Annotated in this window: 11 protein-coding genes; 3 read left to right on the top strand and 8 right to left on the bottom strand. The window is 73.4% G+C overall.

Annotated features, from left to right (window positions below; genetic code table 11):
• Window positions 1-87: 87 nt before the first annotated feature.
• On the top strand, window positions 88-2,127 hold the full coding sequence (locus tag ABZ642_RS22720; RefSeq protein WP_360486905.1) for a phosphatase PAP2 family protein: 2,040 nt from the start codon (window positions 88-90) through the stop codon (window positions 2,125-2,127).
• A 4-nt stretch (window positions 2,128-2,131) separates the two neighbouring features.
• Here ABZ642_RS22720 and ABZ642_RS22715 read toward each other — a convergent pair whose 3' ends face one another.
• Entirely contained in the window at window positions 2,132-3,301 is a 1,170-nt protein-coding gene (locus ABZ642_RS22715) for a steroid 3-ketoacyl-CoA thiolase (RefSeq protein ID WP_360486902.1), read from the bottom strand.
• A gap of 275 nt (window positions 3,302-3,576) precedes the next feature.
• On the opposite strand from ABZ642_RS22715, the gene ABZ642_RS22710 reads away from it, so the two are divergent.
• Window positions 3,577-4,812: a cytochrome P450 gene (locus ABZ642_RS22710; RefSeq protein ID WP_360486899.1), complete on the top strand. Its 1,236-nt coding sequence runs from the start codon at window positions 3,577-3,579 to the stop codon at window positions 4,810-4,812.
• 128 nt (window positions 4,813-4,940) lie between these two features.
• Here the strand turns inward: ABZ642_RS22710 and ABZ642_RS22705 are convergent, their stop codons facing one another.
• From ABZ642_RS22705 to ABZ642_RS22675, 7 genes are all read right to left on the bottom strand, one after another.
• Window positions 4,941-5,627: a YoaK family protein gene (locus tag ABZ642_RS22705; RefSeq protein WP_360486896.1), complete on the bottom strand. Its 687-nt coding sequence runs from the start codon at window positions 5,625-5,627 to the stop codon at window positions 4,941-4,943.
• A 158-nt stretch (window positions 5,628-5,785) separates the two neighbouring features.
• Window positions 5,786-6,199: a transglycosylase SLT domain-containing protein gene (locus ABZ642_RS22700; RefSeq protein ID WP_360486893.1), complete on the bottom strand. Its 414-nt coding sequence runs from the start codon at window positions 6,197-6,199 to the stop codon at window positions 5,786-5,788.
• A gap of 336 nt (window positions 6,200-6,535) precedes the next feature.
• Window positions 6,536-7,345 carry an ECF transporter S component gene (locus tag ABZ642_RS22695; protein WP_360486890.1) on the bottom strand — a complete coding sequence of 270 codons (810 nt, stop codon included), beginning with the start codon at window positions 7,343-7,345 and terminating at the stop codon, window positions 6,536-6,538.
• Entirely contained in the window at window positions 7,342-9,045 is a 1,704-nt protein-coding gene (locus ABZ642_RS22690; protein ID WP_360486887.1) for an ATP-binding cassette domain-containing protein, read from the bottom strand. Before ABZ642_RS22690 ends, ABZ642_RS22695 begins: the two co-directional genes overlap by 4 nt.
• Entirely contained in the window at window positions 9,042-10,118 is a 1,077-nt protein-coding gene (locus ABZ642_RS22685) for an energy-coupling factor transporter transmembrane component T (RefSeq protein ID WP_360486883.1), read from the bottom strand. The genes ABZ642_RS22690 and ABZ642_RS22685 overlap by 4 nt, the downstream gene beginning before the upstream one ends.
• 109 nt (window positions 10,119-10,227) lie before the next feature.
• Window positions 10,228-10,809, bottom strand: coding sequence for an SCO2322 family protein (locus tag ABZ642_RS22680; RefSeq protein ID WP_360487321.1), 582 nt, complete (start codon window positions 10,807-10,809; stop codon window positions 10,228-10,230).
• Between the two features lie 35 nt (window positions 10,810-10,844).
• On the bottom strand, window positions 10,845-12,050 hold the full coding sequence (locus tag ABZ642_RS22675) for a prenyltransferase/squalene oxidase repeat-containing protein (RefSeq protein ID WP_360486880.1): 1,206 nt from the start codon (window positions 12,048-12,050) through the stop codon (window positions 10,845-10,847).
• A 335-nt stretch (window positions 12,051-12,385) separates the two neighbouring features.
• Here ABZ642_RS22675 and ABZ642_RS22670 point away from each other — a divergent pair, with 335 nt between their 5' ends.
• Window positions 12,386-13,033 carry a phosphotransferase gene (locus ABZ642_RS22670; protein ID WP_360486877.1) on the top strand — a complete coding sequence of 216 codons (648 nt, stop codon included), beginning with the start codon at window positions 12,386-12,388 and terminating at the stop codon, window positions 13,031-13,033.
• The last annotated feature ends 19 nt before the right edge of the window (window positions 13,034-13,052 follow it).

Raw genomic sequence — 13,052 nt, 5'->3', positions numbered from 1 at the left:
CCGCGTCTCTCACAGAAAGGAATGGGAGCCTCGTAGGGGTTCTCAGGGTTCTCAGAGCGGACGAGCGGGGCGGGAGGCCGGCGCGGCGTGGCGAACGTGGAACACAGTGGGAGACCGGGAGACGCGTTCGGGGGAGCGGAGCCAGGGACGCGGTTCAGAATGGCCCGGCTCGGCCTGTGGGCGGTGGCCGCGATCCTCGCCGTACGGCAGCTGGCCGTCGTCCTCGGCACGCCGAGCGGGGACCGGCTGACGGATCTGGAGACCTGGGTCGGCCCGGAGGGCGTGCTGCACGTCAAGGGCTCGCTCTACGACTCGACGCAGTTCACCGGGTCCCCCTTCGGCGGGCTGGTGCTCAAGCCGCTCACCAGAGCCGCCGAGCAGGCCCTCGGCTGGGGCTGGACCTTCGGCACGCTGCTGCTGGTGGTCGCCCTCGGCCTGGTCGCCGCCCGCGCGCTGCCGCAGCCGTTGAGCCGCCGTACCGCGCTGCTGGCCACCCCGGTCGCCATCAGCCTGCTGATGCTCTCGCTGCCGGTCCGCAACACCCTCTGGCTCGGCCAGACCAGCATCATCCCGGTGCTGTTCGTCCTGCTCGGCTGCTTCGCCGCCCGCGGGCAGCGCGACGGCGGACTGTGCGTCGGCCTGGCCGCCGCGCTCCAGCCGGCCCTGTTGCTGTTCGCCCCGCTGCTCTGGTTCACCGGCCGCCGCCGGGCGGCCCTCGCCTCCGGCGTCACCTTCGCCGTGTGTACGGCGCTGGCCTGGGCGGCGCTGCCGCACGACTCGTCCACCTACTGGATCCACCACACGGCCGGCGTGGGCCTCGGCGGCGAGGCCGACGCGCTCGCCAACCAGTCGCTGCACGGCGCCCTGCTGCGGTTCGGACTGAGCGGCCCGCTGGAGATCGTCCTGTTCCTGGCGCTCGCCGCGGCCGTGGCCGTCCTAGCGCTGCGTCGCGCGGTCCGTTACGCCCGGGACGGGCAGCTGCTGCTGGCGGTCGCGATCACCGGCTGCGCGGTGGTGGCGGTGTCGCCGGCCTCCTGGCAGCACCAGCTGCTGTGGGTGCTGCTCGCGGTGGTCGGCCGGACCGGACGGCGCGCCGCCGACCGGTCGGTGTGGCCGGTCGTGGTGGTCATGGTGATGACGCTGCCCGCCAAGGCACTCCTGCCGAACCAGCCCCTCTTCGTCCCGGTGCGTGACAACGTCGTCCTGCTGGCCGCCCTGGCCGCGGCCACGGTCGTACCGTTCCTGTCCCGCACCGCCCCGGAGTTCGCCCGTCCGATCCCGACGGACTACGCGGAGCCGGTGCCGGCCCGCTTCCGCCGGGTGCCGTTGGCCTCCGGGCTGCGCCGGGTCCTGACCCGGCCGAACCTCTTCCTCGAACTGGTCGTGATGCGGCTGGTCTACTTCGCCTACCAGCAGGTACGGCTGGCCGCCGCCGGGGACGGGGACGGTACCTCCGGGCGGGCCCGGGCCGAGCACCACGGGCACCAGATCCTCGGCATCGAGCGGTTCCTGCACGTCGACATCGAGCACTGGGCCAACCACACCGTGCAGGGCATCGGCTGGCTGCGGGACTTCTTCGACTTCTACTACGAGTCCTTCCACTTCGTCGTCCCGCTGACCGTTCTCGCGGTCCTCTACGTCCGCCGCCCGGTCGACTACCGCTGGGCCCGAACCGCCCTGGGCTTCGCCACCGCCTTCGCCCTGATCGGCTTCTGGCTCTACCCGCTGGCCCCGCCGCGTCTGATGCCGGGGCTCGGCATCATCGACACCGTTCACGGCCCGCAGAACTTCGCCAAGCCCGACTACGGCACCTTCACCGAGCTGACCAACCAGTACGCGGCGATGCCCTCGCTGCACTTCGGCTGGTCGCTGTGGTGCGGGATCGTGATCGCCGTCGTCGCCCCGAAGTGGTGGCTGAAGGCCCTCGGCCTGCTGCACCCCCTCCTGACGGTCTCGGCGATCATCGCCACCGGCAACCACTGGGTCCTGGACGCGGTGGGTGGCGCGACGGTGGTCGGCGCGGGCTTCGGCGTCGGCTACCTGCTCCAGGGGCCGCGGGCCCGGACGGTGAGGGCGGTGGTGCCGGAGAAGGCGCGGGAGCCGGTGCCGACACCGGCTCCCGGGTGAGGTCCTAGAGCCGCTGGATGATCGTCCCGGTGGCCAGGCCGCCGCCCGCGCACATGGTCACCAGGGCGAACTCCTTGTCCGTGCGCTCCAGTTCGTGCAGGGCGGTGGTGATCAGACGGGCCCCGGTGGCCCCGACGGGGTGCCCCAGGGCGATGGCGCCGCCATTGACGTTGACCTTGTCCAGACTCTGCTCGAAGACCTGGGCCCAGCTCAGCACCACCGACGCGAACGCCTCGTTGATCTCGACCAGGTCGATGTCCCTGAGGGTCATGCCGGCCTTGCCGAGCACGGCCCGGGTCGCGTCGATCGGGCCGTCGAGGTGGAAGTGCGGGTCGGCGCCGACCAGGGCCTGGGCGACGATCCGGGCCCGCGGGCGCAGCTTCAGGGCGCGGGCCATCCGCTTCGACGCCCACATGATGGCGGCCGCGCCGTCCGAGATCTGGGACGAGTTGCCCGCGGTGTGGACCGCCGTCGGCATCACCGGCTTCAGGCCGGACAGCGCCTCCATGGACGTGTCGCGCAGACCCTCGTCCCTGTCGACCAGCCGCCACATGCCCTGCCCGGCGTGCTGTTCCTCCTCCGTGGTCGGCACCTGCACGGCGAAGGTCTCCCGTTTGAAGCGTTCCTCGGCCCAGGCGTGTGCGGCCCGCTCCTGCGAGAGCAGCCCGAGCGAGTCGACGTTCTCCCTGGTCAGGCCCCGGTGGCGGGCGATGCGCTCGGCGGCCTCGAACTGGTTGGGCAGATCGACGTTCCACTCGTCGGGGAAGGGCTTGCCCGGCCCGTGCTTGGAGCCGGAGCCGAGCGGCACCCGCGACATCGCCTCGATCCCGCAGCTGATCCCGACGTCGATGACCCCGGCGGCGATCATGTTCGCGGTCATGTGCGAGGCCTGCTGCGAGGAGCCGCACTGGCAGTCGACGGTCGTGGCCGCGGTCTCGTACGGCAGCCCGACGGTCAGCCAGGCCGTACGCGCGGGGTTCATGGACTGCTCGCCGGCGTGGGTCACCGTGCCGCCGACGATCTGCTCGACGCAGTCGGCGGGGATGCCGGTGCGGCCGAGGAGTTCACGGTAGGTCTCGCCCAGGAGATAGGCGGGATGGAGATTGGCGAGCGCGCCACCGCGCTTGCCGATGGGGGTGCGTACGGCTTCGACGATCACGGGTTCCGCGGCCATGGGGGCTCGGTCCTCTCCTCGGTCACCCGCGCGGCGCAGGGGCGTCCCGGCCCGGCCCGCCACGCAGAACTAGAACGCGTACTAGTTCTGTGTGCAGTCTGCTGACAGCCTGTCCGCAACCGCAAGGGGGGTGCACGCAATTGGGGTGACCGCACCCCTTGCGACTTGTAGAACCCGTTACTACCTTCACGGCAACCGGCCTCATCTGATGGACCGTCAGATGGGTCTCGCACGACATACGCATCCAGGTTCGTACACGGTGGGAGTGAGTCGCCATGCCCTGTCCCGCACTGCCCGACGGGTTCGACCTCACCGACCCCGACCTGCTCCATCACCGGGTGCCGCTCCCGGAGTTCGCCGAGCTGCGCCGGGCGGAACCGGTGCGCTGGATCGAACAGCCGCACGGCATCGCCGGCTTCGCGGACGACGGCTACTGGGCCGTCACCCGGCACGCCGACGTCAAGTACGTCTCCACGCACCCCGAGATCTTCTCGTCCTGGCTCAACACCGCGATCATCCGCTTCACCGAGCACATACCGCGCGACGCGATCGACGCCCAGCGCCTGATCCTGCTGAACATGGACCCGCCCGAGCACACCCGGGTCCGCCAGATCATCCAGCGCGGCTTCACCCCCCGCTCCATCCGCGCCCTGGAGGACCGGCTGCGCGCCCGCGCCCTGGCGATCACCGACGCGGCCCGCGCCCACTCCGGCCCCTTCGACTTCGTCACCGAGGTCGCCTGCGAGCTCCCCCTCCAGGCGATCGCCGAACTGATCGGCATCCCCCAGGACGACCGGGCCAAGATCTTCGACTGGTCCAACAAGATGATCTCGTACGACGACCCGGAGTACGCGATCACCGAGGAGGTGGGCGCCGAGTCGGCCACCGAGCTGATCGCCTACGCGATGAACATGGCCGCCGACCGCAAGCAGTGCCCGGCCAAGGACATCGTCTCCACGCTGGTGGCGGCGGAGGACGAGGGCAACCTGAACTCCGACGAGTTCGGCTTCTTCGTGCTGATGCTCGCGGTGGCCGGAAACGAGACCACCCGCAACGCCATCACCCACGGCATGCACGCCTTCCTCACCCACCCCGAGGCCTGGGACCTCTACAAGCGGGAGCGCCCCTCGACCGCCGCCGAGGAGATCGTCCGCTGGGCCACCCCGGTCAACTCCTTCCAGCGCACCGCCACCCAGGACACCGAGCTGGGCGGCAAGCTGATCCGCAAGGGCGACCGGGTCGGCGTCTTCTACGCCTCGGCCAACCACGACCCCGAGGTCTTCACCGACCCCGACACCTTCGACATCACCCGCGACCCCAACCCCCACCTCGGCTTCGGGGGCGGCGGCCCCCACTACTGCCTGGGCAAGTCCCTCGCGGTCCTGGAGATCGACCTGATCTTCAACGCGATAGCCGACGCGATGCCGACCCTGCGCCTGGTCAGCGACCCGGACCGGCTGCGCTCGGCGTGGATCAACGGGGTCAAGCATCTCCAGGTCACCACGGCGTAACCCCTCGACCCGGGCCGACGGCTCCCGGCGCCGCCGGCCCGCCCCGAGGGAGGCAGGAGCAACCCCCTCCCTACGCCCCGTTCCTGCCTCCCCCGAGACACCGGTGCCGCTCACCGCCGTCGCTCCGGTCACTCCCGTCCGGACGCCACCACCGCCAGCACCCCGGCGACCACCGCCGCGACGAGCAGCGGGATCCCCAGGTTCTCGTGGAGGACCAGCCAGGCGCCCAGGACCGCGCCGGCGATCAGCGCGAGGACCGCGGCCACGCGGCGCGGGGAGTGCGGCCTGGTGGCATCGCCGAGGTGCGACTCGGAGACCAGGCCGGTCAGGGTCGTCGTCAGGACCGTGGTCGCCGTCAGGTCGGGGATCGCCAGCTTGCGGACGTTGGCGTTGCGCAGTCCCATCGCGAAGGCGGTCAGCGCGATCAGGGTGTATGTCGTCGCCGTGCCGCCGGGCCGGGCGAAGGCCACCACGGCCGCCCCGGCCACCACGACCGCCTCCGCGGCCAGGATCACCCGCATCCACCGTCGGCGGGAACCTCCGCCGAACCGGGCCGTGAGCCGGCCGCCCGTCGCCGCGCCCACCAGGAAGGCGGCCAGGGAGGCCGCCGAATGGGGCACGGAGAAGCCGGGCGCCCCGGCGGCCGCGAAGCCCAGGACCACCACGTTGCCGGTCATGTTCGCGGTGAAGACATGGCCGAGGCCCAGATAGCTGACGGCGTCGATCAGGCCGCTCAGCACGGTCAGGGCCAGCAGCACGAAAACCAGCCGCACACCGCGGGTCTCGGGATCGCGGGGCGGTGTCGCCGTGGGCATCGCTCCTCCGGTGGGTCGCGCCGGACCGGGCGGCTCGGTGGGCCCGGGGTCGGGTGGCTCCGGGGGATCAGTCCACCACGTCCGGACATGCGTCGGCACCCTCGCCCGGGAGGAGGGGGGCGAGGGTGCCGAGGTGCGGGGGGAGCGGGTCGGCCGGCTCAGTACCAGCCGTTGGCCTGCCAGAAGCTCCAGGCGGCCGTCGGGCTGCCGTAGCGGGAGTTCATGTAGTCCAGACCCCACTTGATCTGGGTGGCCGGGTTGGACTTCCAGTCGGACCCGGCGGACGCCATCTTCGAGCCCGGCAGGGCCTGGACCAGGCCGTAGGCGCCGGAAGAGCTGTTGGTGGCGCTGGGGTTCCAGCCGCTCTCATGCGAGACGATCTTGCTGAACGCGTTGAACTGTGCGGCGTCCGGGATCATCTTGTGCGCGATCGCCTGAGCGGAGGAGGCCGAGCCGGTGGCGGCCTGGGCGGGCGCCGCGCTCAGCGCCATACCGGCGGTGGCGGCGGCCACGGCGGCGGCGGTGAGGACCTTCTTCGGGGAGGCGATGCGGCGGAAGATGGACACGGACACGGAGAACCTCGTTCGTCGGGGACAGGGAGTCGCCGCGCTCCGGAACCACCCGTGGGCGGTGGCCGTGTGCGTCGGCTCCGTGGCCCGCTGGGAGCCGGTGGTGCCTGGCGACGTCGTCCAGAGAAGCAGGCCGCAAACCCGTCCGCAATCACCCCTTTTACTAGTTGTGGTCGCATAGGCGGTGATGGCCCGTTGTGTGACGCGGCTCTCAAAGTGCAGGTCAGAGGGGTTAGTAAAACGGACATTCAGGAAAAGCCTGACTACTAATCCGGGCCGTAGGTGACGTGCGTCATGTGGGGTGCTTCACCGGTCACGTCACCGGGTGCGTACGACGCCTCACGCCCCGGGGTCGTCGAATGTGACCGCGGTCTCGAAGGCGGCCCGCCTGGTCGCCCGGCGCAGCGCCCGCAGCAGGGCGGGCCCGAGGACGAGGGTGAGGACGACCGTGCACAGGGCCCGGCCCAGGTTCCAGCCCATGGCGGTGGCCAGGCTGTAGGCGAGGAACCGGGCCAGATTGGCGCCGGGCCCGGCGTGCGGGTCGAAGGCGATGTTCGAGGCGGTGCCGGCCAGCAGCGGCCAGCCGGCCAGATCCACGACCATGCCGTAGCCGAACGCGGCCAGGAATCCGTAGCCCGCCAGCAGCGCCAGCTCACCGCGCCCGCGCAGCCGCCCGGCCCCCGGCAGCAGCCCGGCGCCCATCGTGAACCAGCCCATCGCCAGCATCTGGAACGGCAGCCACGGCCCCACCCCGCCGGTGAGCAGCGCCGACGCGAACATGGTGAGCGAGCCGAGGGTGAACCCGAAGCCCGGCCCCAGCACCCGCCCGCTCAGCACCATCAGGAAGAACATCGGCTCGATCCCGGCGGTGCCCGCGCCGATCGGCCGCAGCGCCGCGCCGGTCGCGGCCAGCACGCCGAGCATGGCGACCGCCTTCGGACCGAGCCCCGACTCGGAGATCGTCGCCCCGAGCACGGCGACCAGCAGGAGCAGCAGGCCCGCGAAGAGCCAGGGCGCGTCCTGGGCGTGCGAGGTGATCCGGGAGCCGGGCGGGGCGAGGAAGGGCCAGCCGACGGCGACCACGCCGACGGCACCGACGAGGAGCAGGGCGGCCAGCGAGCGGGGGCCGAGCCGTACCGGGCCGGTCATGCCAGCGCCCTGCGCACCTGGGCCACGGTCAGCCACCGCTGCGGCGCGAGGACCTTCGTCACCTGCGGCGCGAAGGACGGCGAGGAGACCACGATGTCGTCCGTCGGACCGTCCGCGATCACCTCGCCCTCCGCGAGCAGTACGACCCGGTGCGCGATCTCGGCGGCCAGCTCCACGTCGTGGGTGGCCAGCACGATCGCGTGCCCGTCGGCGGCGAGCCCGCGCAACACGCCGACCAGCCGGGCCTTCGCCGCGTAGTCGAGGCCCCGGGTCGGCTCGTCCAGCAGGAGCAGCGGCGGCCGGGCGGTCAGTACGACGGCCAGCGCCAGCGCCAGCCGCTGCCCCTCCGACAGATCGCGCGGATGGGTGGCGTCGGCGACCCCGGGGAGCAGCCCGGACACCAGGTCACGGCAGGTTCCCGGGGCCGCCCCCGCGTCCCGGTCGGCGGCCGCGCACTCGGCGCCGACCGTGTCGGCGTACAGCAGGTCACGGGGTTCCTGCGGGACCAGGCCGACCAGGCGTACGAGGTCACGCGGGCGGGTGCGATGCGGCACCGCCCCGCCGACCCGGACCGTCCCGGAGCCCGGCTCCACCAGCCCGACCAGGGCGCTCAGCAGCGTGGACTTCCCGGCGCCGTTACGGCCCATGAGGGCGACGGTCTCGCCGGGCGCGACGGTGAGACCGACACCGCACAGCGCGTCCACCCGGTCCCGGCGGACGGCGAGGGCACGGACCTCGGCGAGCGGAGCGGCGGGGGCCGCGGCGGCCCCGTCGGCGGCCGCCGGGGCGGCGGGTCCCCGGGTTCCGGGCCGCCCGGCGCGGGGTGAGGCGGTGGTGGGCGCGGGGGGCGCGGAGTCGGTGGGGGTCGGCTGCTCCGGGGCCCGCCCGGCGAGGCGCTCCCGCAGCCCGCCCGCCCGGCGCCGGGCGTCCCGGACGGTCATCGGCAGCGGCGACCACCCGGCCAGCCGCCCCAGCTCCACCACCGGCGGACACACCGGCGACACGGCCATCACCTCGGCCGGAGTGCCGCACACCGGCGCGGCCCCCGGCTCCGGGAGCAGCACGACCCGGTCGGCGTACTGCACCACCCGCTCCAGCCGGTGCTCGGCCAGGAACACCGTGGTCCCCAGGTCGTGCACCAGTCGCTGGAGCACGGCCAGCACCTCCTCGGCGGCGGCCGGGTCGAGTGCGGAGGTCGGCTCGTCGAGCACCAGGACCGAGGGATGCGGGGTGAGCACCGACCCGATCGCGACCCGCTGCCGCTGCCCGCCCGAGAGCGTGGCGATCGCCCGGTCCCGCAGTCCGTCGAGCCCCAGCAGATCGAGGGTCTCCTCCACCCGCCGCCGCATCACGGCCGGAGCGATCCCCAACGACTCCATCCCGTAGGCGAGTTCGTCCTCCACCGTGGCGGTCACGAAGTGGGCGAGCGGATCCTGCCCCACCGTGCCGACGACGTCGGCGAGTTCACGCGGCTTGTGCGTCCGGGTGTCCCGCCCCGCGACGGTGACCCGGCCGCGCAGGGTGCCGCCGGTGAAGTGCGGCACCAGCCCGCTGACGGAGTTCAGGATCGTCGACTTGCCGGTACCGGACGGGCCCACCAGGAGGACGAGTTCACCTTCCGGCACCTCGAAGTCGACGCCCCGGACGGCCGGTCCGGCCGCGCCCTCGTACGTCACGGAGACGTCCTCGAAACGGATCACGACGGCTCCTTCGGCACGACGAGGGCGGGCAGCAGGCCGAGCAGCACGGCGGCCGCGGGCCACAGCGGAAGCGTGGGGGCGACCAGCGGTACGACCCCCGGCTGCAGGGCGTCCGGATCCCGCACCGCGGCCAGCGCCAGCAGCCCGGCGACGGCCGCACCCGACCCGGACACCAGCCAGGCCCGCGCGTCCCACGCGTCCGGCCGGTAGCGGGTGCGCAGCGAACGACGGCCGCCGAGCCGCAGCCCCGCCAGCGCGGCGACCACCCCGGCCAGCAGCAGGGGCAGCCCGTAAGCGCCGCCCTCGGCGGTGAGCAGCCCGTACGTTCCCGCGCACACGCCGAGCAGCCCGCCGAGGGTCAGCGCGGCCGTCGTACGACGGACCCGGTCCGGTACGTCGGCACTGCGGCCGTAACCGCGCGCGTCCATCGCGGCGGCGAGGGCGACCGAGCGCTCCAACGCGCCCTCCAGGACCGGCAGTCCGACCTGGAGCAGACCCCGGATGCCGGAGTCGGGACGGCCGCGCAGCCTACGGGCGGCGCGCAGCCGCTGGACGTCGGCGATCAGGTTCGGCGCGAAGGTGAGGGCGACGACCACGGCCACGCCCAGCTCGTACAGGGCGCCGGGCAGCGACTTGAGGAGACGGGCCGGATCGGCGAGCGCGTTCGCGGCGCCGACGCAGATCAGCAGGGTGGCGATCTTGAGACCGTCGTAGAGGGCGAAGACCAGCGCCTCGGCGCTGACCCGGCCACCTAGCCGGATGCCCTGCGCCCAGTGGGGGAGCGGGATCTCGGGGAGGGTGACGAGGGTGTGCGAGCCGGGGACGGGGGAGCCGAGGAGGACGGTGAAGACGAGCCGGACGATCAGCACGGCGAGGGCGAGCCTGGCGAAGGCGGAGTAGGCACGGGCCCCCTGCGTCCGGCTCCGGCAGGCGGCCACGACGTAGCCGGTGACCGTGACCAGAAGGGCGAGAAGGAGCGGGTTGGTGGTCCGCGAGGCGGCGACCCCGAGCGAGAGCGCCCAGAGCCACCAGGCACCGGGGTGCAGCGTGCGGGTACGCCGGGACCGGGGCACGGGGGGTTTCACCCGCCCGCGCGTGCGCCCCGTCAGGGGCACGGGACTGTACCGGTCTGCGGCTCCGCCGCGGGGCGCGACCAGCCCCCGCACACCCGCACCGTGACGATCACGCATTCTTCCGCCGCCGCGCCTGCCAGAAGGCGCCCGCGGCCACCACCACGACCACCCCCGCCCCGGCCAGCAGCCCCAGGGACGGCCCGCTGTCCGACGCGCCCTTCGCCGATATCTCCTCCCCGCACCCCTTCTCCGGATACCCCCCGATCGCACACAGCAGGGCGTTCGTGTCGTACCGCAACGGCTTGGCCACCGCGGCCAGCGCGTCCGCGGCCGTGGCGTCGTCCGGCACCACCGCGCACGCGGTCCGCCGCGCCGGTGGCCGCCGCGCCGACGGCGCGTCCGCCGTCGTACCGAAGTCGATGACCAGCCCCACCCGCTTCTGCCCCCGGACCGCGGCCGTGTCGGCACAGATCGTCCCGAAGTCCGCCGTCCCGCGCGGCTGCGACGCGTCCCCCGAGTCCTCGCTCACCGCGAACCGGAACCCCTCGACCGCGCCGTCGTCCGGCCGCGCCGTGGCGGGTCCCTGCGTGGCGTACGTCCACCGCGAACCGTCCCGCTCCCAGAAGGACCAGTAGCGGTAACCGGCGGCCTCCGCGGGCGCCGCGGCCACCAGCAGGGTCAGCGCGGCCATCACCAGCAGCGCCGCACGGCGGACGCGGACGCCGGTCACGGCTGCCGCTGCTTCCGGCGCCCGCTGAACAGGAAGCCGATGCCGATGCCGGCGACGAGCCCGGTACCGACGATCCACCAGACGCTGGTGCCCGACGACTCCTTCTTCTTCTCGGTGTGCTCGGCCGCGGCCGCAGGGGCGGGCCCCGTCGCGTTGAGCGCCGTCACCAGGTCCGTGCCGCCGAAGTCGCGCGGATCCGCGCCCATCGCGTGCGCCGCGAAGATCAGCTCGGCGTAGGCCGCGGGTCCGCTCTGCTTGGCCCACGGCACGGCGTGGGCCTCCAGCCAGGCGTACGGCTTCCGCGCCGGCTTGGTCGAGCCCTGCGCGGCCATGGCCACGACCGCGTCGGCGGTGTTGCCGTAGTCCGGCTGGGGCTTGGCGCCGGCGAGCGCGGAGACCAGGTGCCCCTGCTCGTACATGGTGAGCCCCAGATACGCGGCGCCGTTGCGTGCCGCGTCCGCCGGCGTCAGCGCCTTGTCGGAGTTGGCGCAGTAGCCCGTCTCCGGGGCCTTCCCGGCCGTCGCCGCGAACCCCTTGCCGAGCAGACCGAGCACCCCGGCGGCCGTCGCGTCCGCGTTGGCGGCCAGCTTCCCCTTCTTGTCCGGCTGGTAGGCGAGGCCGCCGCCACCCGCCTCGTCGCAGCGGAGGGACCACTTGGCGAGGAGGTCGGCCGCCGCCTTGTCCGGGCTCTCGCCGGCCGCGGTGAGCGCGCCGATCACCACGCCGGTGGAGTTGGTGTCGCTGGGCGAGCCGGGGGAGTAGCCCCAGCCGCCGTCCTTGTTCCGCTGCGCCTTCAGCCAGGTCACCGCCTTGCCGACGGCGTCGTCGTGCCCGCCGACCGCCGCCAGCGCCTGTACGGCGGCGGCCGTGCTGTTCGTGTCCACCGTCACCTTGGCACCGCAGGCCACGGTCGGCTCGGCACGGAACGCCGCGTACGAGCCGTTCGCGCACTGCTGCCCGGCCAGCCAGTCCACCGCCTTCGCGGCCGAGGTCAGGCCCACCGTGTGCTGGGCGAGCAGGGCGAGCGACTGGCGCCAGACACCGTCGTACTTGGGGTCCGTACCGCCGAACAGCCCCGACGGGAGCACCGTCGAAGCGGACGGGGACGGGTCGTCGGCGGCCGTCGCGGTCATGGCGGGCGTGGCGGCGCCGATGACGGCGGTGGCGGCCAGCACCGCGGCGCTGCGGCGGAGGACGGTCATGATCGGCGGGTGCCTCTCCCTGCGGGGGAGCCGGGCGGCACGGGACACCCCGGCTGCTCGGCTCCGTGAACCTCGACGGTGCCGTGCGCCGACGGGTGCCGGCGCACATGAGCCGATCAACGTCCCGCGCGGGGCGGTCCGGCTCACCGTCGGTGCGACGGTTCGCGGGCAGGGGTGTCCCCCGGTTCGGGCGAAGCCGGGAACCGGGGAAGGAGCGGCGCCGGGTTTGCACCGGCTTTCCCCCGTACGGGTGATGACGACCCGGCTACCTTACCGGCCGCCGAATCGAAGCTGAGGGGCGGCTGTGGGTCGTCGCCGCTGGTTATGGTCATGCCATGACGGGGAGACTGCTCGGTTCGGGGCGTTCGGCCGACGTGTACGAGATCGACGAGGCGTGGGTGCTGCGCCGGGACCGGGACGGCTGGGGGGACGCGGCCGCCGAGGGCGCGGTGATGACGTACGTACGGGAGCACGGGTACCCGGTGCCCCGGGTGCGGCCCGCCGGGTCCCGTACCGACCTGGTCATGGAACGGCTGTCCGGGCCGACCATGCTGGCGGCGCTGCTCGCCGGGGAGATGGGCCCGGCGGAGGGCGGTGCGCTGCTCGCCTCGCTGCTGCGCCGGCTGCACGCCGTGCCCGGGCGGGACCCGGCCGACCCCGGTTCCCGGGTCCTCCACCTGGACCTGCATCCGGACAACGTGATGCTGACCCCCGACGGACCCCGGGTCATCGACTGGACCAACGCCGAGGACGGGCCGCCCGGCCTCGACTGGGCCATGTCGGCGGTGATCCTCGCCCAGGTCGCGGTGGGTGAGCTGCCGGTGGCCCGCGAACTGCTCGCGGGCCTGCTCGCCGATCCGGGCGAACTGACCGAGGAGGGGCTGGCGGAGGCCCTGCGGCGACGGGCGGCCAATCCGACGATGAGCCGCCGGGAGGTCGAACTGCTCGGCGCGGCGGAGAAGTTGATACGAACCTTGACGTAACCGCGGGTCGGACTCGGTG

The organism is Streptomyces sp. NPDC007157 (genome assembly GCF_040634235.1).
Taxonomy (GTDB): Bacteria; Actinomycetota; Actinomycetes; order Streptomycetales; family Streptomycetaceae; genus Streptomyces.
This window is presented reverse-complemented; position numbering and strand designations above follow the sequence as displayed.

What these genes read in the sequence shown, in the direction of transcription:
- ABZ642_RS22680 (WP_360487321.1), bottom strand. Translation starts at nt 10,809, where the DNA reads ATGGCCGCGCTGACCCTGCTGGTGGCCGCGGCGCCCGCGGAGGCCGCC.
- ABZ642_RS22695 (WP_360486890.1), bottom strand. Translation starts at nt 7,345, where the DNA reads ATGACCGGCCCGGTACGGCTCGGCCCCCGCTCGCTGGCCGCCCTGCTC.
- ABZ642_RS22715 (WP_360486902.1), bottom strand. Translation starts at nt 3,301, where the DNA reads ATGGCCGCGGAACCCGTGATCGTCGAAGCCGTACGCACCCCCATCGGC.
- ABZ642_RS22675 (WP_360486880.1), bottom strand. Translation starts at nt 12,050, where the DNA reads ATGACCGTCCTCCGCCGCAGCGCCGCGGTGCTGGCCGCCACCGCCGTC.
- ABZ642_RS22670 (WP_360486877.1), top strand. Translation starts at nt 12,386, where the DNA reads ATGACGGGGAGACTGCTCGGTTCGGGGCGTTCGGCCGACGTGTACGAG.
- ABZ642_RS22710 (WP_360486899.1), top strand. Translation starts at nt 3,577, where the DNA reads ATGCCCTGTCCCGCACTGCCCGACGGGTTCGACCTCACCGACCCCGAC.
- ABZ642_RS22705 (WP_360486896.1), bottom strand. Translation starts at nt 5,627, where the DNA reads ATGCCCACGGCGACACCGCCCCGCGATCCCGAGACCCGCGGTGTGCGG.